At 44.4% G+C, this 20345-nt stretch carries 17 protein-coding genes; 5 read left to right on the top strand and 12 right to left on the bottom strand.

Going from position 1 to position 20345, the window contains the following annotated elements; translation table 11 throughout:
• Positions 1–57 precede the first annotated feature (57 nt).
• Positions 58–258 (bottom strand): hypothetical protein, encoded by a 201-nt coding sequence (locus HGO97_RS00085; protein ID WP_216238215.1) that lies wholly within the window; start codon positions 256–258, stop codon positions 58–60.
• A gap of 184 nt (positions 259–442) precedes the next feature.
• On the opposite strand from HGO97_RS00085, the gene HGO97_RS00080 reads away from it, so the two are divergent.
• Positions 443–1621, top strand: coding sequence for a MerR family transcriptional regulator (locus HGO97_RS00080; protein ID WP_216238213.1), 1179 nt, complete (start codon positions 443–445; stop codon positions 1619–1621).
• 149 nt (positions 1622–1770) lie between these two features.
• Here HGO97_RS00080 and HGO97_RS00075 read toward each other — a convergent pair whose 3' ends face one another.
• From HGO97_RS00075 to HGO97_RS00035, 9 genes are all read right to left on the bottom strand, one after another.
• Positions 1771–2949 carry a phosphopentomutase gene (locus HGO97_RS00075; protein ID WP_216238211.1) on the bottom strand — a complete coding sequence of 393 codons (1179 nt, stop codon included), beginning with the start codon at positions 2947–2949 and terminating at the stop codon, positions 1771–1773.
• The gene (locus HGO97_RS00070; RefSeq protein WP_216239158.1) at positions 2950–4278 is read right to left on the bottom strand and encodes a pyrimidine-nucleoside phosphorylase; all 1329 of its coding nucleotides are present in this window, start codon (positions 4276–4278) and stop codon (positions 2950–2952) included.
• Positions 4279–4304: 26 nt separating this feature from the next.
• On the bottom strand, positions 4305–5219 hold the full coding sequence (locus HGO97_RS00065) for an ABC transporter permease (RefSeq protein ID WP_216238210.1): 915 nt from the start codon (positions 5217–5219) through the stop codon (positions 4305–4307).
• The gene (locus HGO97_RS00060; protein ID WP_216238209.1) at positions 5212–6330 is read right to left on the bottom strand and encodes an ABC transporter permease; all 1119 of its coding nucleotides are present in this window, start codon (positions 6328–6330) and stop codon (positions 5212–5214) included. Before HGO97_RS00060 ends, HGO97_RS00065 begins: the two co-directional genes overlap by 8 nt.
• Entirely contained in the window at positions 6314–7825 is a 1512-nt protein-coding gene (locus HGO97_RS00055) for an ABC transporter ATP-binding protein (RefSeq protein ID WP_216239157.1), read from the bottom strand. The genes HGO97_RS00060 and HGO97_RS00055 overlap by 17 nt, the downstream gene beginning before the upstream one ends.
• Before the next feature lie 47 nt (positions 7826–7872).
• The gene (locus HGO97_RS00050; protein ID WP_216238208.1) at positions 7873–8922 is read right to left on the bottom strand and encodes a BMP family lipoprotein; all 1050 of its coding nucleotides are present in this window, start codon (positions 8920–8922) and stop codon (positions 7873–7875) included.
• A 93-nt stretch (positions 8923–9015) separates the two neighbouring features.
• Positions 9016–9852, bottom strand: a complete 837-nt coding sequence (locus HGO97_RS00045; protein ID WP_216238207.1) for a YjjW family glycine radical enzyme activase — start codon at positions 9850–9852, stop codon at positions 9016–9018.
• Positions 9849–11345: a YjjI family glycine radical enzyme gene (locus HGO97_RS00040; protein WP_216238206.1), complete on the bottom strand. Its 1497-nt coding sequence runs from the start codon at positions 11343–11345 to the stop codon at positions 9849–9851. The genes HGO97_RS00045 and HGO97_RS00040 overlap by 4 nt, the downstream gene beginning before the upstream one ends.
• Before the next feature lie 26 nt (positions 11346–11371).
• Positions 11372–12181, bottom strand: coding sequence for a Crp/Fnr family transcriptional regulator (locus tag HGO97_RS00035; protein WP_216238205.1), 810 nt, complete (start codon positions 12179–12181; stop codon positions 11372–11374).
• A 272-nt stretch (positions 12182–12453) separates the two neighbouring features.
• On the opposite strand from HGO97_RS00035, the gene rfbA reads away from it, so the two are divergent.
• The 4 genes from rfbA to rfbC all read left to right on the top strand — a co-directional run bounded on the left by rfbA (position 12454) and on the right by rfbC (position 16132).
• Entirely contained in the window at positions 12454–13350 is an 897-nt protein-coding gene (gene rfbA / locus HGO97_RS00030; protein ID WP_216238204.1) for a glucose-1-phosphate thymidylyltransferase RfbA, read from the top strand.
• A 95-nt stretch (positions 13351–13445) separates the two neighbouring features.
• Entirely contained in the window at positions 13446–14465 is a 1020-nt protein-coding gene (gene rfbB, locus HGO97_RS00025) for a dTDP-glucose 4,6-dehydratase (RefSeq protein WP_216238203.1), read from the top strand.
• Between the two features lie 161 nt (positions 14466–14626).
• Positions 14627–15514 carry a dTDP-4-dehydrorhamnose reductase gene (gene rfbD, locus HGO97_RS00020; protein ID WP_216238201.1) on the top strand — a complete coding sequence of 296 codons (888 nt, stop codon included), beginning with the start codon at positions 14627–14629 and terminating at the stop codon, positions 15512–15514.
• A gap of 9 nt (positions 15515–15523) precedes the next feature.
• Positions 15524–16132 (top strand): dTDP-4-dehydrorhamnose 3,5-epimerase, encoded by a 609-nt coding sequence (gene rfbC / locus HGO97_RS00015; protein WP_216238199.1) that lies wholly within the window; start codon positions 15524–15526, stop codon positions 16130–16132.
• A 117-nt stretch (positions 16133–16249) separates the two neighbouring features.
• Here the strand turns inward: rfbC and HGO97_RS00010 are convergent, their stop codons facing one another.
• Together HGO97_RS00010 and HGO97_RS00005 are read right to left on the bottom strand one after the other, a co-directional pair.
• On the bottom strand, positions 16250–17026 hold the full coding sequence (locus HGO97_RS00010; protein WP_168866537.1) for an inositol monophosphatase family protein: 777 nt from the start codon (positions 17024–17026) through the stop codon (positions 16250–16252).
• A gap of 9 nt (positions 17027–17035) precedes the next feature.
• Positions 17036–20095, bottom strand: coding sequence for a fucose pyrophosphorylase domain-containing protein (locus HGO97_RS00005; protein WP_216238197.1), 3060 nt, complete (start codon positions 20093–20095; stop codon positions 17036–17038).
• Between the last annotated feature and the right edge of the window lie 250 nt (positions 20096–20345).

Genomic DNA, 20345 nt, shown 5'->3' with positions numbered 1-20345 from the left:
AAAAAGCGCCCCGGCTGTCGCGTAGATAGCCGGGGCGCGGTTTTTCTATCCATGAGACTAAAACGAATCCTCTAAGTGTTCCATTTTTCTGTCATTTATAATGTACTCATCACAATTTACTTCTCCCAGGATTTTTTCCCTTTTCTCTGCATATAATATAGAATACCCAAATATCATAAGGAGGGGCTTTATGATCTGTTTTATTTTCTTTATCAGTATTGCTTTGTTCTGCCTGATTGCCTTTGTTCTATTCGCCATTTTACATTGCAGCACACCATATGACCGGTTCATTGATGACCAACTTCAAGAAGCGTTTCTGCGCCATTACACGAAACGCTGAGATAAGGCCGCCCTTTCAAAAATACCGTCTGTCCATACTTTCTTCATTGCTACTTCTTCCTTTTCCCTTTATAATATTGTTATCTATGAAAGGAAATGAGCCATGAAAAAAGCAGGATACTATTCTTCCGGCGAATTCGCGCGTATGGCACATGTGACCTTACGCACGATCCGCTATTATGATAAACAGGATATTTTGAAGCCCTCCTATGTCACAGAAGCAGGGGCACGGTTTTATACGGACGAAGATTTCGCCCGTCTTCAGCAGATTCTTCTACTGAAATATCTTGGATTCTCCCTGGATGATATCCGGGAGATGACGATTGATGACTCGGATTATCATTTTATGCTGAACTCCCTGAATATCCAGCTAAAGCTGGTCCAGGACCGCATCGAGCAGATGCAGCTTGTCGAAAAGGCAATTCAGGATACAGCCAGTGCCATCCAGAAAGAACACCACATTGACTGGAGTCAGATGCTGAACCTGATCCACCTGACAGGTATGGAGAATAGTCTGAAGAACCAATACCAGAATGCCTCTAATATTTCCGCCCGTATCAATCTCCACAATCTCTATTCCCAGAATCCCAAGGGATGGTTCCCCTGGATTTATGAACAGAGCAGAATCCAGGCAGGGATGAACGTATTAGAGATTGGATGCGGGGATGGAACACTTTGGAAGGAAAATCTGGCGCTGATTCCGAAGCAGATCCAAATCACACTTTCTGACATATCCGAAGGAATGCTGCGTGATGCCCGGCGTGCGGTCGGAGCGGATGACCCCCGGTTCTCTTTTCAGGTCTTTGACTGCTCCAAGATTCCTTATGAAGATAATAGTATGGATCTGGTCATTGCCAACCATGTACTGTTCTATTGTGATGATATTGCCCAAGTATGCAGAGAAGTAAGAAGAATCCTGAAACCAGGCGGACGCTTTTTGTGCAGCGCCTACAGCAGACACCATATGGAAGAGGTCAGCCATCTGGTGGAAGGATTTGATGACCGAATTGTTCTGTCTGCAGACAAATTATATAATAAATTCGGCCGGGAAAACGGCACGGAAATTCTTGCCCCCTATTTTTCTGAGGTAGCGTGGACACTTTATGAGGATTCTCTTGTGATACCGGAACCGGAACCGCTGATTTCCTATATTCTCTCCTGCCATGGCAATCAGAACCAGTATATCCTGGAACACTACAAGGAGTTCCGTTCTTATGTGAAGAAAAAAACAACGGGAGGATTCCATATTACCAAGGAAGCGGGCGTATTTATCTGTACTTAGAATACAAGTCCTATTCCCAGGCCTCCCATTTCTCTTATAGAAAATAGCTGTATGACAAAGAGAAGCAGATTGACGTCTATCCGACCGTAATCTGCTTCTTTCATCATACACTTTATCAATTTCCTATATTGCAGTAATCCTCATGTCACTTATACCAGCATTTCTGCTGCCATTGATTCTCCATCTAACTGATTTGAAATATGAAAATAATCTAATACCGTCTTCCCGATATCTGCAAATGTTTCTCTGGAACCAAGGTCCACGCCCTTTCTGACTGGTTTTCCATAAACCAGAAGAGGAATATACTCCCGGGTATGATCAGTCCCCGGAAATCCGGGATCACATCCATGGTCTGCCGTGACAAGCAGCACATCTTCCTCCTGCATGCCTTTCTGAAAAACACCCAGCCATGTATCAAATTCGTTCAGGGCCCTTGCATAACCATCTACATCATTTCTATGTCCGTAGACCATATCAAAGTCGACCAAATTGACGAAACACAACCCATGAAATTCTTCCTTCAAAAGCTTTAAGGTCTGCTCCATTCCATCCGTGTTACTTTTGGTCGGTATCCGCCGGGAAATCCCTTTCCCTGCAAAAATGTCAGAAATTTTTCCAACGCCAATCGTATCCAGGCCCTCTCGTTTCAGATAATCCAACATGGTATCCGAAGATGGTTCCAGGGAAAAGTCATGACGGTTCGCTGTTCTTCGAAACGCCCCTGGTTCCCCTTCGAACGGACGAGCTATCACCCGTGCGACCCCATGTTCTCCCTTAAGAAGCTCTCTGGCAGTCTGACAGTCCCGGTACAACTCCTCCACCGGAATGATTCCTTCGTGCGCTGCCACCTGGAAAACACTGTCCGCAGATGTATAGACGATCAGCCCACCTGTTTTCATCTGTTCTTCCCCGTAGTCCCGGATGACTTCTGTCCCGGAAGCAGGACGATTACATAGGACTTTCTTCCCCGTTCTTTCTTCAAATTCCCGGATGATTTCATCAGGAAATCCGTTGGGGTAGACGGGAAATGCCTTTTTTGAAATCAATCCGGCAATCTCCCAGTGTCCCACCGTGGTATCTTTCCCAGCAGACTTTTCCCGCAGTCTGCCAAATGCGGCCTCTGGCTCGTTCTGATATGTTTTTACCTGGTCTTCCACCTCTGTTCCCTGGATACGAAGCAGTCCCATTTTTTCCATGTTCGGGATTGAGAATGCCTTCGATCTGCTGACACTATGCAGTGTGTTTGCCCCCACATCGCCAAACAGATCTGCATCTGGCTCATATCCGATTCCAAAGCTGTCCAGGACGATCAAAAATACTCGTTTCACTTATGACTGCCTCCATTCGACGCTCTCCGCAGTTACCTTTGCATAGATCAAAGGCTCCTCCTTAGGACGCTCAGGCTCGATTTCATAAGCCTTCGTAAGCAAAGCTTCCGCTTCTTGGAACAATCCCTTAGATGAAGCATAAAGCGTGGCCAGTACGTCTCCCTGCTTTACTGCATCGCCCGTCTTTTTACGGAGCGTGATTCCTGCTGCGTAATCAATGCTGCTCTCCTTGGTCGCCCTGCCTGCGCCCAGAGCCACGGATGCGATTCCACATTTTTCCGTATCCATATGTGTCACATACCCATCCTTTTTAGCAGTCACCTCATAGGAATAAGGTGCTTTTTCAAAGTTTGCCGGATTCTGGATCACTTGGACATCCCCGCTTTGAGCTTCCACCATCTCTTTCAGCTTTTCAAGCGCCCGGCCATCTGCCACCGCTTCCTCTGCCATACTGCAGCATTCACGAATGGTTCCCTTCCCAGCCAGATACAGCATATTTCCGGCAAGCTCAATGCAGACCTCGTACAGATCCTTCGGGCCTCTGCCCAAAAGGGTCTCCACCGCCTCTGCCACTTCCATAGAATTTCCAATAGCACATCCAAGAGGGATATCCATGTCCGTAATCATGGCAATCGTCTTTCTACCACACTTTTCTCCAATCGATACCATGCATTTCGCAAGCTCTACTGCCTCATCCACCGTCTTCATAAAGGCACCGCTGCCTACCTTGACATCCAGCAGTATACAGTCACTTCCAGACGCCAGCTTTTTACTCATAATGGAAGCGGCAATCAGAGGAATACTATCTACCGTCCCTGTGACATCGCGCAGCGCATACAGCTTCTTGTCTGCGGGGGCCAGGTTTCCTGTCTGCCCTGCCACACTAAAGCCCACCCTGTCGATAATAGAGAAAAATTCCTTTTGATCCAGAGAAGTACGAAATCCCGGAATGGATTCCAATTTGTCGATGGTGCCGCCCGTGTGTCCTAGGCCTCTGCCTGACATTTTAGCCACCTTCACACCACATGCTGCAACGATCGGTCCCAGAATCAGAGTGGTCTTGTCCCCAACCCCTCCGGTACTGTGCTTATCGACCTTCACACCGGGGATAGAGGATAAGTCAACCATATCCCCGGACTGGGCCATGGACATCGTCAGTTCCGTGATTTCTTCCTGGTCCATCCCCTGAAAACAGATTGCCATCAGCATGGCGGACATCTGATAATCCGGGATTTCCCCTTTCACATAACCGGAGACCATCTCTCTAATTTCCTGGCTGGTCAGCTTCTCCCCCTTCTTTTTCTTCATTATACAATCATACATTCTTATCATGTAGCTCTTCCTTCCTCTCGTTCCTATCTCTGTCCTTTTTCAAACGGCACACCGCTGGCTTTTGGCGCAGATACATTTCTTACAAATAATACCAGGACTGCAATGGTCAACATATAAGGCAGCATTGCCAGAATCTGTGACGGTATCAGGTCTGCTCCTCCAAGAAGGATTGCCAATGCCTGTGCAAGGCCGAACAACATACAGGCCCCATACACTCCGAACGGTTTCCATTTTCCAAAGATCACTGCTGCCAGGGCGATAAATCCATGGCCGCTGATCGCGGTCGGTGTAAAGTTGGAAATAATCGCCAGCGTCATTGCCGCACCACCGAAACCAGAAAGAATTCCAGATAAGATGACACAGAAATAACGGATTTTATAGACACTGATTCCCAACGTATCTGCCACCTGCGGATGCTCTCCTACCGCACGGACCCGAAGGCCCCATCTGGTCTTATAGAATAAGAACCAGGCTGCAATGGTCAAAAGCAGTGCAAGAATCACTGTGATATCGAAATTAAAATAACCAAGTATCCCTTCACTGGCCTTATTTCCGAAAATCTTCGGAAGTTTGGCCGGAACAGCCGGTGTATTGGTCACGCCGAACATCTGCCTGGTCATGAACAAGGAGATTCCCGGCCCAATTAAGTTGATGGCAATACCGGATACCGTCTGGTCTGCCTTAAGGGAAACAGAAGCGACTGCATGGAGAAGTGCCAGCACACCTGCTGCCGCACCTGCCGCTAAAAAGCCGGCCCACGGATGTCCTGTCGCATAAGTCACACACACCGCTGTGGAGGCTCCCAATCTCATCATTCCTTCGATTCCAATATTCGTCACACCGCTTTTTTCACTGACGAGGCCGCCCATGGCCCCGAATATCAGGGGGGTAGCATACATCACGGTAATGCTCAACAATAACAGTATATTATTACCCACGTTTCGCCACCTTCTTTCCAAGCTTTTCAACAATCATTGGGAACAGGCCCGCAATTGCTACGAAAAACACAATCGTACCTACCATAATATTAATGATTTCTGAAGGAGCCCCTATGGTAGACTGGATGGAACCGCCTCCGTAAAAAAGTCCTGCAAATAACAAACCTGCAAAGATGGCACCGATCGGCGAATTTCCTGCCAGCATTGCCACGGAAAGTCCATTGAATCCATAGTTCTCCGTTGCCGCAAGAGTCATGATCTTATGGGAGACTCCTGTAATCATCAGTGCCCCCGAGAGTCCGGCCAGTGCACCGGAAATCATCATGGCATGAATGACGTTCTTCTGAACGCTGATTCCCGCACATTCGGCTGCTTCCTTATTGAATCCTACGGTTCTGAGCGCAAATCCCTTCGTCGTCTTCCTTAGGATGACCCAGATCAGTATTGCTGCTGCCACCGCAATCAAAATACCAATGTTCAAATCTGTCTTTCCCACAGTCTCCAAAAGTAATGGTGAATTCTTGACTGCCTCACGCCCGCTTTCAGACATTTTAAATCTATAGATCAGATCCATACCGGATTCATTGATCTCATAAGTACTGGAGGAATCCGGCTGATGGAAACGATCCAATGTGACTACAAAGTTTGCCGCATAAAATGCGATCCAATTGAGCATGATTCCGGTGATGACCTCATGGATTCCGAATTTTGCTTTCAAAAAACCGATGATCGCACCATATAAAGCCCCGGCCAGCATCCCTCCTGCAAGAATCAATAAGAACTCGATTACAGGCGGAAAATCACAGGTAATCCCGATAATGACTGCCACGATAGTCCCTACAATATATTCACCCTCGGCACCGATATTGAACAATCCTACTTTAAACGCAAATACAACACTTAATCCGGTCAATATGATCGGTGTTGCCTTCACGATCACATTGACAATATATTTTGGTTTTGAAAAAATACCTTCTCCTAAGATGGCGAACGCGTCTGCCGGACTGTAGCCTGTACAGGCCAGGATCACCGCCGCCACTAAGAATCCGCACAGGATAGCAAGTATCGTGACAGTAATCTGCTTTTTACATATCTTAGCTAATCGTTCCATTTTCACTTCCTCCTGCCATATACAGTCCCAACGTCTGTTCATCTACTTCGCCCTGAGAAAAGGACTTCACAATACTGCCGTCATAGATGACCGAAATCGTATCTGCAACACTCATTACTTCATCCAGCTCCAGAGAGATCAAAAGAATCGCCTTGCCTTTGTCCCGCTCTCTCACCAGCATTTTGTGTACATATTCAATGGCTCCAACGTCCAGTCCTCTGGTCGGTTGCACTGCGATCAGCAGGGAAGGATCATTGGCAATTTCCCTTCCTATGATAATCTTCTGCTGGTTTCCTCCTGACAGTCCAACCGCCTTACTGTGTTCACAATCGCTTGGACGCACATCGTAATCCCGAATCAGTTCCTTTGTAAATTCAGAGATTGCAGTCCTGTTCAAAAAACCTCTTTTTGAAAACCGTTTACTGTTATAAGTCTCCAGAACCGCATTTTCCGACACATCGAAGCTTAATACCAGCCCTTTTTTATGACGGTCTTCGTGAATAATACTGATCTTATGGTCGATGACATTTTTCGGAGAGGTATTTTGGACCTCCTGGCCCTCAATCATAATGCGGCCGCCCTGGGCCTTTACCAGGCCCGCTATGGCTTCTACCAGCTCTTTCTGTCCGTTTCCGTCAATTCCGGCAATCCCCACGATTTCATGGCTTCTGACTTTAAGGGACAGATCTTTTACTGCATCCAGTCCCTTTTCATTTTTCACTGTCAGATGGTCAATTTCAAACACAACATCTCCCGGCACTGCTTTTTCTTTGTCTACCTTTAACTTTACCGCATGCCCTACCATATCTGCTGCCAATTCCTCTTCCGTCACCTTGGAGACGTCCACCGTCTTGACATAATTTCCCTTGCGGATGATTGTACAGTATTCTGCTGATTTTTTGATTTCTTTCAGTTTATGTGTAATTACAATGATGGTCTTGCCGCTGTCGGCGAGTTTATGCATAATATGAATCAGTTCATCGATTTCCTGAGGGGTCAGCACTGCTGTCGGCTCATCCAAGATCAGAATCTCTGCCTCACGATACAGCGCCTTAAGGATTTCCACACGCTGCTGCATCCCAACAGAAATATTATCCACCAATGCATCCGGGTCAACATCCAGACCATATTTTCGGGTAATGTCAACGACCCGCTTTCTGGCTTCCTTCATATCTAATACGCCCATTTTGCCGACAGGCTCCAGGCCCAGCACGATATTCTGCGTGACACTAAAGCAGCCGACCAGTTTAAAATGCTGATGAACCATGCCGATTCCATGCTCCAGCGCAACCGTCGGACTTTTCATGCGCACTTCCTCACCATTGATGAAGATCTCGCCTTCCTCCGGCTGATATAATCCATATAGTACATTCATCAGCGTACTTTTCCCGGCACCATTCTCCCCGAGTATGGAATGTATGCTTCCCTTCTTTACATCCAGATTCATCTGATTCAGAGCTGTGAAGGAACCAAACTGTTTCGTAATCCCATGCATCTGTACTGCGTATTCTTTTCCGTTATTCAAAGGTATTTCCCCCTCTACTATTTCCCGAACTGGTTGAATTCTTCCTCTGTGGACGGAGGTGTCACTTCACCTGATTCGATGAGCTTCTGCACTTCCATTGTCTTGTCATAAACGCCGTCTGCCAGGTTCGGATTCTCACTTGGGATTCCAACAGCGCCCTCTTTTAATCCATAAGCGAAGGACTGGCCTGTAATGTCTTCCCCGTCTTTTACCTTCTTAGAAATCTCTTTTGTTGCAACGCCTGTTACTTTCAGTGCAGAGGTCAAGATATTTTCCGGTGCCAGATAAGACTGGTCACGGTCTACTCCGATGATCCATTTGCCTTCCTCTGCTGCTTCCTCGATGGCACCAACTCCAACTCCGCCTGCTGCATGGAACAGAATGTCACAGCCAGAACTGTACATGGATTTTGCCATTGCTTTTCCTTTTGCTGAATCCGTAAAGCTTTCTGCATACTGCACGTCTACGGTGATGTCTTTGTTCAGCTCTTTTGCAGCATACTCTACACCCGCGCGGTATCCATACTCAAACAGGTCCATGGTCGGGCTTTTCATTCCGCCGATATAACCTACCTGATCTGTCTCGGTCATAAGACCTGCAATATAGCCTACCAGGAAGGAAGAATCCTGTACGTTGAAGGTCGTGCAGATTACATTGTCAGGTGTCTCATCACCGAAATCATAATCCACGATCGCATATGTCTTGTCCGGGTTCATCTCTGCTGAGTTTTTCAAAGCATCTGCAACATTATATCCAATTCCCCAGATGAGGTTTAAATCTTCATCGGAAAGCTTATCAAAGTTTGTTGCAAAATCAGAAGCCTGTGTGGATTCCAAATAATTGACTGTCGCATCCTCCTTTTCTGCAAACTCCTGAAGACCTTCCCAGGAGGACTGGTTAAAGCTCTGATCATTGATTCCGCCTGTATCACATACCATAGATGCGGAAAATTCAGTCTTAGCACCTTTGTCATCTGAATCCTTACTTTCTGCCTTTTTGCCATTTCCTCCACAGCCAGCTAAAGAAACTGCCATCACAAGTGTCATGAGTAATGCCATCTTTTTCATCGTTTTCTCCTCCTTGATCCCTTTGGGATCATCCTTTCTTAATTTGTTCTTTGTTTCTCTTTATTATTTGTGTTTCAATTACTCTCATGTATATTAAGTTATGATAATTTTTTGAAAGCCTGCTGCCAACGCGCATTGTTTCAACTCCTCCATATATTCCCTGGAAGGAGATTCTAATTCTGCAAATCTGCCCTTTACTCCGAAATTGCGGAACATAATCAGCTTTAATTTCACCGCGCCTACCTGGTCGGGAATCGTCTCCCGAATCCCTTCTATCGCTTCCTTCGCATCTACCTGACCCGGAAGACAGACAATACGAAGCTCCTCCAGCTTTCCAAGCTCGGCCAATAATCTCAGGTTCTTCTTCACTGTCTGGTTTAAGCCTCCTGTCAACGCCTGATAAACGTCTTCCTGCCAGGATTTCACATCCAGCATAACACCATCGCAGCATTCCAACAGACTAGGGTATTCCGAAAAGTCCACCGTTCCATTGCTGTCTGCAAAGCAGGTCAGCCCATGCTCCTTTGCCATTTTAAACAGCTCTGTGAGAAACTCGGGATAGAGCATACATTCTCCGCCGGAAACCGTGATACCCCGTATAAATGGAATCCCTTTTTCTACCTCTTCAAACACCTCGGCCGCGTCCATAAAACGGATTTTAGGAGATGCAAAATAGGGACATACTGCGATACAGTGGTCACATTGGACACATTTTATTGCATCCCAACAAACCTTTCCTTCTTCTATATATAATGCTTGTACCGGGCAGTCTTCCACACACTTCCCACAATGGGTGCACATCCTCTGTGTCTCTGGATTGTGGCAATAGCCGCAGTGGATATTGCACCCCTGCAGGAAAATGGAAGTCCTGTTGCCGATTCCGTCCACTACACTGAACGGGATGATCTTATTTACCGGAGCCTTTCTCATACCATTCTCACTTTTCTTTCTGCAAGGCGGTTGTGGTCATAATTCGGTGCACCGAGCTGGGTCGTATTCTGGAGTACGGTATCCCCTTTCCTGTATTTTTCCATCTCGGATCTCTTCACCAGGAATCCCGTAATCCTTACCAGGTCACTGTTCTTCTCATAAAAGCTCATGTACTTGACCCCTTCCTTGAAAGCTCCCTTTACAACATCCAGCATTGCCGCCGGATTGTTCCTTGCTGTCGTCTCCATGGAGAAAATATCTCCACAGCCCGTGGTAATCTCTCGATGGAAGCGGCCGCTATGGCGCAGATGATCATAAAAGCTGTCCGGCTCATCTCCTACCGGGATACGGACTCCTGAGGTAATCCCCAGATCACTTTCCAGCCCTACCTGTGCATGCAGCATAAAATGTCCGCCTGCCACTTTGGAGTACTTTGCCGGGAACTCTGCTGCGAACCCGGATATCTGCTTCATGATCTGTTCTGCCAGATCGTCGGCCTCCGGGTCATGTCCATACCGTTTTCCCTCATCCTTTAACAAGGTATTGACACATTCTGCCATTCCTGTCACGCCGAACATTCCTACGAATCTATCCGGATCGATGAGGCCCTCACGGGAAAGGAAGGAACTCTCAAAAAATCCAGATTCCTCTACCAGAAAACGTACTCTTTCATTCATATACGCTCCCATTGCTGCCAGACATTCTGGAAGAAGCTTTTCCAGGAAATCCGCAACATTATCGGCAAGCGGGGCCAGCTCTGAAAGTGTAATCCTCGTCAATGTATAGGAGCCGCCGCCAACCGGAAGAATGTTGTAACAACTGGAAATCCCATATTCTCCCGGGTATGTATCTTTATGAGCCCTGTGGTTGCAGATTGCCGGGTTCGCACAGAAGAGACTGGTGTAAAGAGCCTGTTCTGCAAAGGAATCTGACGTCAGCTCCGGGTCATATTTTAACGTAAAGTTCGGAACTGTATTGGACAGTTCCTTTTCCAGTTCCAGAATCAGCCTGCCTGCTCTTGTCTCTTCTGGTCCGAGATTGGCATGACAAAAGCTGTCTGTAATTGTGCGGTCCAAAAAATTCAGGAACAGCCGAAGCTTATGTTTTACTTCTTCATCACTCAACTCTGTAATGAAAGGCTCGATCAATTGATCTAAATCTCCCAGATAGACCGGGAAGCTTGTGATGGAAGGTACATGGTGGTAAATGATCTGTAGATTACTAAGCAGCTCATCCAAGTCCTTGGGAGGTTCCACCCCAAGGAATTCACTTCCATTTTTTACGTACTTTGCATAATCCGGCATCACATATCTTGGCCGGTATGGAGCATGTCCCTCAAATAAATCGTTGATCGCTCCTTTCTCCAAAAAATATTTTGTTCTTTCCGACATATCCAATACATTTAATGTATCTTCTGCCGCATGTGCCAGTGATACCAGCTTCTGTTCGTAGGTCATTGATTTTGATGTAACAATATCCAATACCTGACTCATAACCACTCCTTCTTTCTTCTTTATTATTATTTATAGGAATCACATGTGATCTGCTCAATACTGTCGACCATCTTCCGATACTGCTCTTCTTTGATCAATATCTTATGGCCTGATACGGTCAGGTAACCCTGCTGATCCAAGACTTTCAGGGCACGCAGAACTGTTTTCTGCGAGTAACCGATCTCATCGGCAATCTCCTGTTTTGTCATGGAAAGAACACAGTGTTCTTCTGTATCCTTCCTTTTGTACTTTCTGATCATATATAATTTCATTCGGTCTGTGCTCTGCAATTGCAGATACAATCGATTGTCACGTCCGCTTGTCAGCAGGTCCTTCAAATTGAACTGTGCCCTCTGATACAGGATCTGCGGATGCCGTCTGATAAAATCCGTATACACATTTTTCGGAACTACCACTAACAGACAGTCTGTCTTCGCCAGCAGGGATGCCAGGAAGCCCTCCATATCTGCAATGATCTCCATCTCTCCGAAAATACTTGGTACCGTATTCTCCTGGAAGATATATACATCCCCCGTCCGGTATTCCTCCAACACATTTACCTTACCCGCTATCAAAATGTAGATTCCCCTTATCTCATCATTCTGTGTGATAAAGCGTTTCCCGGCCTTCACTTTCAATAGCCGGGCCAGGCCAAGAATCTTATCCATCTCCTCACCAAACAGTTCTTCTACATATTTTAAAGTAGCTCCCGGAATCTCCCTGACCTGTTCTCTGATCGTCTGACTCATAATCATCACTCCGATTTCTTCTTCATTTACTTTCGGTTGTTTTTCTTTATTTCGTTTATTTTCTTTTGATAATGCTATTATATACATTCTGTGAATTTTGAAAAAGGACACATGTCCGTTTTAAGGCAAATCTTTCAATTTTAGGCAAAATATACAGATATCATTCATCAAATTTGTACAAACTATATAAGTACTCAGAAAGAAAGGGCTGTTAAAAAAGCCTAATCTTTCTAAAAATTTCATAAAAGGGGTTGAAGGTGACCTTAGGTCATCTTTTATAATGCAATTATGGCTGACGAAGGTGCGGTACAAAGGACAGATAAAGCATGCCGCGCACAATGAACAAAGGAGAGTTTATTATGAAGGGAATTATTTTAGCAGGAGGGTCCGGCACACGCCTTTATCCTCTGACAATGGTTACATCTAAGCAGCTACTGCCGATTTATGACAAGCCGATGATTTATTATCCTATGTCCGTACTTATGAATGCTGGCATCCGCGATATCTTAATTATCTCAACACCGCAGGATACTCCGCGTTTCAAGGAGTTATTAGGTGACGGACACCAATTCGGTGTGGAGCTGACTTATGCAGTACAGCCAAGTCCTGATGGTCTTGCACAGGCATTTATCATCGGAGAAGAGTTTATTGGCAATGATACAGTCGCCATGGTACTCGGCGATAATATTTTCGCAGGACACGGGCTGAAAAAGCGTCTGAAGGCCGCTGTTGAAAATGCAGAATCCGGCAGAGGCGCAACCGTCTTCGGATATTATGTTGATGATCCTGAACGATTTGGTATCGTGGAATTCAACGAAGAAGGAAAAGCCATTTCTATAGAAGAAAAGCCTGCTGTTCCGAAGAGCAATTACTGTGTCACCGGATTATATTTCTATGATAATAAGGTCGTGAATTACGCAAGAAACTTAGAGCCAAGTGCCCGCGGAGAATTGGAGATCACCGATCTGAACCGTATTTACCTGGAAGAAGGACACCTGAATGTAGAGCTGCTCGGACAGGGATTCACCTGGCTGGATACCGGCACACATGAAAGCCTCGTGGAAGCCACCAATTTTGTCAAGACCGTGGAGTCCCACCAGCACCGCAAGATCGCCTGCCTGGAGGAAATTGCTTATCTGAATGGCTGGATCACAAAAGAGGATGTGCTCAAGGTATATGAGGTACTAAAGAAAAACCAGTATGGACAGTACTTGAAGGATGTCCTGGATGGGAAATATCTGGATATACTGCATTAAGCACATTGCCCAATTTCCTCTGTATGATGGGGATATCTAAAATTTGTATCATGAAATAAGAACAGGGAAGAATATACATTAAGGAGATTAGATCTATGAACATTATCGTAACCGGCGGAGCCGGATTTATCGGAAGCAACTTTATTTTTCACATGTTAGACAAATACCCGGATTACCGGATCATCTGTCTGGACTGCCTGACCTATGCAGGAAACATGACTACTCTCGCACCAGTCATGGACAATCCGAATTTCCGTTTTGTAAAGGAAAGCATCACAGACCGTGAAGCTGTCTACAAATTATTCGAGGAGGAGCACCCGGACATCGTGGTCAACTTCGCTGCTGAAAGCCATGTAGACCGTTCCATCGAAGACCCGGAGGTCTTCCTGGATACCAATATCAAAGGAACTGCTGTACTGATGGATGCCTGCAGGAAATACGGAATCACACGTTATCACCAGGTATCTACGGATGAAGTCTATGGGGATCTTCCTCTGGACAGACCGGACTTATTCTTCACAGAGGAAACTCCGATCCACACCAGTTCCCCGTACAGCTCATCCAAGGCTGGCGCTGACCTGCTTGTTATGGCATACCACCGCACTTACGGTCTGCCAGTGACCATAAGCCGTTGCTCTAATAACTACGGCCCATATCATTTTCCAGAGAAGCTGATTCCGTTGATGATCGCAAATGCTTTGAATGACAAACCGCTCCCAGTTTATGGCAAGGGCGAGAATGTCCGTGACTGGCTGTATGTGGAGGACCACTGTAAAGCGATTGATCTGATCATCCACAAGGGACGCGTCGGAGAAGTTTACAACATCGGCGGTCATAACGAGATGAAGAACATCGATATCGTCAAGATCATCTGTAAGGAGCTCGGTAAGCCTGAAAGTCTGATTACTTATGTGACCGACAGAAAAGGCCACGATATGCGCTATGCCATCGATCCAACTAAGATTCACAATGAGCTGGGATGGCTGCCGGAGACGAAGTTCGCAGATGGCATTAAGAAAACAATCAAATGGTATCTGGAGAATAAAGAATGGTGGGAGAACATCATTTCAGGAGAATACCAGAATTACTATGAGAAAATGTATGCAAACCGTTAGGACGGTTATAAAATAACTCTGATAATGGGGGAACATCATCCTTAGATGAACGTTCCCTTTTCAAAATTCTTTTTGGAATATCTTGGAAACGCTTTTAGGAACTATTTTTGAAACTCCTTTCAGAAATTGTTTCTAATTGCTTTTAGAAATGGAGTGAATGTATGAAAGTATTAGTTACAGGTGTGAAAGGACAGCTTGGTTATGACTGTGTAAATGAACTGACAAATCGCGGACACGAAGCTGTTGGAGTAGATATTGAGGAAATGGATATCACAGATGCAGACTCTGTGAACAAAGTCATCCATGAGACAGCACCGGACGCAGTCATCCACTGCGCTGCCTGGACTGCTGTAGATGCTGCTGAGGACGAAGAAAATCGCGAGAAGGTACGCCTGGTCAATGCAGTTGGAACAGAAAATATCGCAAAGGTCTGCAAAGAGCTGGACTGCAAAATGCTGTACCTCTCTACAGACTATGTATTCGACGGACAGGGAACAACACCATGGCAGCCAGACTGCCAGGATTATAAGCCGCTGAGTGTCTATGGTGAAACGAAGCTGGCCGGAGAACTGGCCGTGGCAGATAACCTGGAGAAATATTTTATTGTACGTATCGCATGGGTCTTTGGTAAAAATGGAAAGAACTTTATTAAGACAATGCTGAATCTTGGAAAGACACATGATACAATTAAGGTCGTAAGCGACCAGATCGGTACGCCTACTTATACTTATGACCTTGCTAAGCTGCTGGTAGATATGATTGAAACCGAAAAATACGGATACTATCATGCCACAAATGAAGGTGGATATATCAGTTGGTATGATTTCACAGTAGAAATCTTCCGCCAGGCTGCGGCTATGGGACACCCGGAGTATTCTCAAGATCGGCTGCATGTGATTCCAGTCACCACTGCCGAATACGGCGCTTCAAAGGCAGTACGGCCTTTTAACAGCCGTCTGGATAAAAGTAAGCTGACTGAAAATGGATTTACACTGCTTCCTACTTGGCAGGATGCGCTTGACAGATATTTGAAAGAAATTGAATTCTAGGAGGTAACGATGGGACAGATCAACGTTGAAAAAAACGTGGGCGGTATCGAAGGACTCTGTATTATTGAGCCTGCCGTCCATGGTGATTCCAGAGGATATTTTATGGAGACATTTAACCAAAAGGATATGGAGGAAGCCGGGCTGACTATGAATTTTGTCCAGGATAACCAGTCCTGCTCTACTAAGGGCGTACTGCGCGGACTCCATTTCCAGAAGGAATTCCCACAGGGGAAGCTTGTACGTGTAATCAAAGGGCATGTTTTTGACGTAGCTGTGGATTTGAGAAGTGAATCCGAAACCTATGGCAAATGGTTCGGGGTGGAACTTACCGAAGAGAATAAGAAGCAGTTCTATATTCCTGAAGGCTTTGCGCATGGATTCCTTGTATTATCTGATGTTGCTGAATTCTGCTATAAATGTACGGACTTCTACCATCCTGGTGATGAGGGCGGATTGGCTTGGAATGACCCGGAAATCGGGGTGAAATGGCCTCAGGTCGTTGGGGAATATAAGGGGAACGCTTCTGCAGAAGGGTATCAGTTGGAAGACGGCACCGCTTTGAATTTGAGTGATAAAGACCAGAAATGGGAAGGGATTCGAGGGACTTTTAAGTTCTAGAATACTGTGGAAAAAGGGCGCTCGTTGAAAGAGATTATTTGAAAAGACAGGGCATGCTTGGAAGGCATGTACCTGTCTTTCTTTGATTCTCAAATTAGAAACTCTTCTAACTAAAGACTATATAAGACTTTTCCATAATTCTAAACTTTCTTCCCAACAGATACTTCCACCAGCTAATATAGAACATGGTTTATCTAAGAATATCTTACTTCCATCAATCTGTGTGATTTTGCCTCCTGCTTCATTTATAATCAATGATGCTGCAGCATAGTCCCAAGGCTGTAGAAGCAGCTCTACATAGATACCATTACTTCCTGACGCTACCCTGCATAAATCGATTGCAGAAGATCCTCCATTTCGAACTCCAAGACTATGAAGATAAAGACACTTTGCAAAATCAAAAATCAAATCTGTATCATCTGAATTGTATCTTGCACATCCGAAAGCAGCAATATTTTCCTCCAAGCCTTTGGTCGAACAATGAATCCTATTTCCATTCCTATATGCTCCATGTCCTTTTTCAGCCGTATATAATTCTTCCGTATAAGGATTATATACAACGCCAAACACCATTTCCCCACGCTTCGCAAGACCTAATGAAATACAGCTGTTTTTATAATCAAAAATAAAATTCGTAGTTCCATCAATCGGATCTATAATAAAACAATCCCCTTTTCCCAAACTCTGCTGAATCTCATTTTCTTCTGCCAAAAATGCAGCATCGGGAAGTAATTCCTTCATTTTCCTTACCAGGAAATCCTGTACCTTTTTATCATAATCCGTAACAAAATTTGAAAACCCTTCTTTATTATAAATTTCAGACTCACTGGCCGCGGTATTATTTATCATACCGCCAGCCAGTTTTACATTTTTTATGATTTCTTCATATAACATAATATTAGCCTACTCCCATATAAACGCAGATTCCCACACATCAACACCACTATCCTGGAAAATTTCATGCAGTCTTTCTTTGAGCTGTGTTTTTGTTATCCCTCTTTTAAGAACCACCATCAAGAATCCACCGCCCCCTGCTCCTGCAATGAAACGACCACTTATCAGATCCGCACAAGATAAGAAAATTTGTTCAATACATGTATTCGAAGATCCTTGATCTAATTGTTTTGATAATTCCCAATGTTGATTTAAAAGCCTTGCGAACTCATCCACATTTCCTCTCTCAAGAGCAAATTTCATTAATGCTGCTAAAGGCTGCATTTCCTTAAGTGCCTCAATACTTTCAGGACGAGCACCGATATAACTTCCGACAACATCACGTAAAAGATTTCTTGCCAGTCTGCGCTGTCCTGTATAAATAACAGCAAACCGTTCCTGAAGTTCTTCTTTCACAGAATCTGACAGTAAGACTTTCTCAACATGGATTTCCTGGTCGATTCCCGGCTCTGTAGTTATAAACTTGACTCCGTTAGTCAAGCCACCTACTTGATCCTGCCAACCACCGCCCGTACTCATAATCTGCTCCATGGAAAGAACAATACCATAAATTTCATCATCGCTAATATCATGTCCAAGGAATTCAAAAATCCCTTTTACACAGGCTCCAGATAAAATACTGCTCGTCCCCAGCCCGGACCCCTTCGGTATGCCGATTACCTGAGTCGATAGATAAATTCCGCCTCCAATCTTTTTTAATATCTCTTCAAGAGAAGCATTTCCATATAGAGGTACAATCCCACAAGCAATCAATGCTGCTTTGTGTAAAGCAAAGGAATCATATGGATTATGACAGTCCTGAACCTCCTGAACTGTATGCACTTCACCAAATACACCGATATCTGTGGACTCAAACTCAATATGATAATCTTTAAGACGTTTTACCGTAATCTGAACAGGCAATATCCCATTCAAACTAATTGCGGCATTTAATACTACCCCGCCCTGTTCATTACAATAAGGTGGTGTATCTGTCCATCCACCGCCCCAGTTCACACGGACAGGTAATTTAACATCCACCCTGTCTTTACAGATTTTAAAAGAATGTCCAACGTTTAACTTTTTTACAGCATTATCAAAAATTTCTTTTTGAATCCCCTCAAAACATTGGCTCTCCATATAATCATAAGAAGTCCCATCGAATTCAAGATCTTTTTCCTTCATAAACCTGGATACTGCATAGAAAATCCGAATTCTCAATGAAAACTCTGCCTCCTGAGCATCTTTCTGCAGTTCCCTATAAACCGATTCCGTAATCCCCTTACTACCAAAAACCTGGTAAGCATCTTTATAATAAACTCCCTTTTCCAGCATATTTACAAACTTGCTGGCCAAAATCCTATTCTCCAATTCATCTTTCCATGCTCTACTATAGTTCACATCTGCTAAAAAGAAACTGGAATACAAACTCATGCGTTTTTTTAACTTCCACTGTTCTATGTCATCCCTTGATATTTTTCCTCTGCACATATCATAAAGGAGAAGCGCTTGCTCAATACCTTCCTGCATCGTATCGCAAACAGGATAGAGGTTGGCAAACCACAAATATTTATCTTGATCCGGCCAAATATCACCTGATAAAATCTCATTCTCCTCCAATAGTTTAGACAGTGTCGTTCCTAAAAATTCATCTTTTTCTTTATAAAATCCTTTTGGATTATCTCCTACTCCATAAATACGTACAACATACTTACCATCTTTCAGACGCAATCCATGAAGAACGATATTAGATGGGATCCTACAATCTGTCAGCTTCACATTAGATACTACTGCACCCTCTCCGATATCCGTACTTCCCAAGATAAAGCTGTCTTCCAAATAGGCATTCTTCCGTACATTTGCCCGTCTCCCCACATATGCCCTGTGAGCCGCGAATTCTTCATCACCCACGCCCGAAAACATAACCTGCTTTTTCCATCCTAAAAATTCATAAGAAGATACCTCATCAGTTACAAGACCCAATAGTTCCCTTGTCGTACCAAAGTGAATAAATTCTGCTGGTGATAAACACAATAATTTCATGGAATAAGAGTGAATTGCATTCCATAGCTTTTCCCTGCACTGTATCAATTCTTCACATATTACGCCTTCTGCTGCTTCCTGGTAAAACTGTTCTAATGTAGATTCTTTAGCCAACGGATACAGGAAATCACCATAAAAGCTGATACGGGCTTTTTCATTTACAAATTCCTGGAACTTTTCAAAATCCAAATGCCCATCCGTACTAATCAATGAGTATAAAGCCTCCATAAGCCCTGTGCTTAAAATAACGGCCCCTGTATCTAAATCTACACATCCCTGTGCATTTACAGCACCACTCTCCTGCAGCATAGATACAGTCTGTTTATGTAAAAATTTTGCAACAAAATCTTGTCCGTCATTTAAGAAAACTCCATGATCTTTCCCTGTTTCCACATGTTCTTTAAATGAAATTGCTGCTGCCCCCTCATTCTGAAAGTCAATCTGTAATGGGTTAAAAAGAAGCAGAACATCACCTGAAAGAACCAACATGCCTTCTCTGAATCTTGACGGAACTCCTGACATCACTACCATGAATTCATCAAACAGTGTGGATGCATATCCATTTGGCAATTCACGAGGCACGGGAGAAAATAATTTCCCTGTTGCTGAATACTGAGGTACACGCTTACTGTCTCCTCCTGAGTGAATAACCAGAACCCTTTTCCCACTGAAATGATGTTCACTCTTTCCTTCCTGTTGTGCCAAATATGCCAGTACATTAAATGTAGCTCCTCCGGATCCGACCCGTTTTCCCTCTGGATCAGGCAGAACTTCATACACTGTAGTAGATGGCAGACGGCGCTGCTGCAGCCGCTCTTCTATCTGAGCACGATACATCGCAGCCTGCTCCTCATTAGATGCAGTCAGAATTACATAGTCCCATCTGATAAAACTGGATTTTTTTAGACTCCGTTCATAATCTTCCCATGCATCAAAATATGACTGGCTTAAAAATAGATTCTTCATTCTCTTAGATGTTAATTCCATAATACACTCTCTTCTCCTGTGCTTTTGTTTTCAATTATCACGAATATTTTAGTGAGATTTTATCTTTTCGTTTATTATAACGGACTTCACAAGAAATAACAAGGTGAGTCGCGAAATGGACCAATGGGAATGAAGTACTAATAATAACAATTATTTGGTGTTACTTACATGGAGGATCATCGATGCCTAGTAGAACCGTGGAGACAACAAATGTATCTAAGACTGAAAGAACATTAAAAAAGAAGTTACT

The sequence above is a fragment of the Faecalicatena faecalis genome, from assembly GCF_012524165.2.
Taxonomy (GTDB): domain Bacteria; phylum Bacillota; class Clostridia; order Lachnospirales; family Lachnospiraceae; genus Faecalicatena_A; species Faecalicatena_A faecalis.
The sequence above is the reverse complement of the archived record's forward strand: the minus strand, read 5'-3'. Positions and strand labels throughout refer to the sequence as shown.

Coding starts and splice junctions, on each gene's coding strand:
- HGO97_RS00085 (WP_216238215.1), bottom strand. CDS start 258: ATGGCGAATAGAACAAAGGCAATCAGGCAGAACAAAGCAATACTGATA.
- HGO97_RS00080 (WP_216238213.1), top strand. CDS start 443: ATGAAAAAAGCAGGATACTATTCTTCCGGCGAATTCGCGCGTATGGCA.
- HGO97_RS00060 (WP_216238209.1), bottom strand. CDS start 6,330: ATGGAACGATTAGCTAAGATATGTAAAAAGCAGATTACTGTCACGATA.
- HGO97_RS00055 (WP_216239157.1), bottom strand. CDS start 7,825: ATGCATGGGATTACGAAACAGTTTGGTTCCTTCACAGCTCTGAATCAG.
- HGO97_RS00050 (WP_216238208.1), bottom strand. CDS start 8,922: ATGAAAAAGATGGCATTACTCATGACACTTGTGATGGCAGTTTCTTTA.
- HGO97_RS00045 (WP_216238207.1), bottom strand. CDS start 9,852: ATGAGAAAGGCTCCGGTAAATAAGATCATCCCGTTCAGTGTAGTGGAC.
- HGO97_RS00040 (WP_216238206.1), bottom strand. CDS start 11,345: ATGAGTCAGGTATTGGATATTGTTACATCAAAATCAATGACCTACGAA.
- HGO97_RS00035 (WP_216238205.1), bottom strand. CDS start 12,181: ATGTATATAATAGCATTATCAAAAGAAAATAAACGAAATAAAGAAAAA.
- rfbA (WP_216238204.1), top strand. CDS start 12,454: ATGAAGGGAATTATTTTAGCAGGAGGGTCCGGCACACGCCTTTATCCT.
- rfbB (WP_216238203.1), top strand. CDS start 13,446: ATGAACATTATCGTAACCGGCGGAGCCGGATTTATCGGAAGCAACTTT.
- rfbD (WP_216238201.1), top strand. CDS start 14,627: ATGAAAGTATTAGTTACAGGTGTGAAAGGACAGCTTGGTTATGACTGT.
- rfbC (WP_216238199.1), top strand. CDS start 15,524: ATGGGACAGATCAACGTTGAAAAAAACGTGGGCGGTATCGAAGGACTC.
- HGO97_RS00010 (WP_168866537.1), bottom strand. CDS start 17,026: ATGTTATATGAAGAAATCATAAAAAATGTAAAACTGGCTGGCGGTATG.
- HGO97_RS00005 (WP_216238197.1), bottom strand. CDS start 20,095: ATGGAATTAACATCTAAGAGAATGAAGAATCTATTTTTAAGCCAGTCA.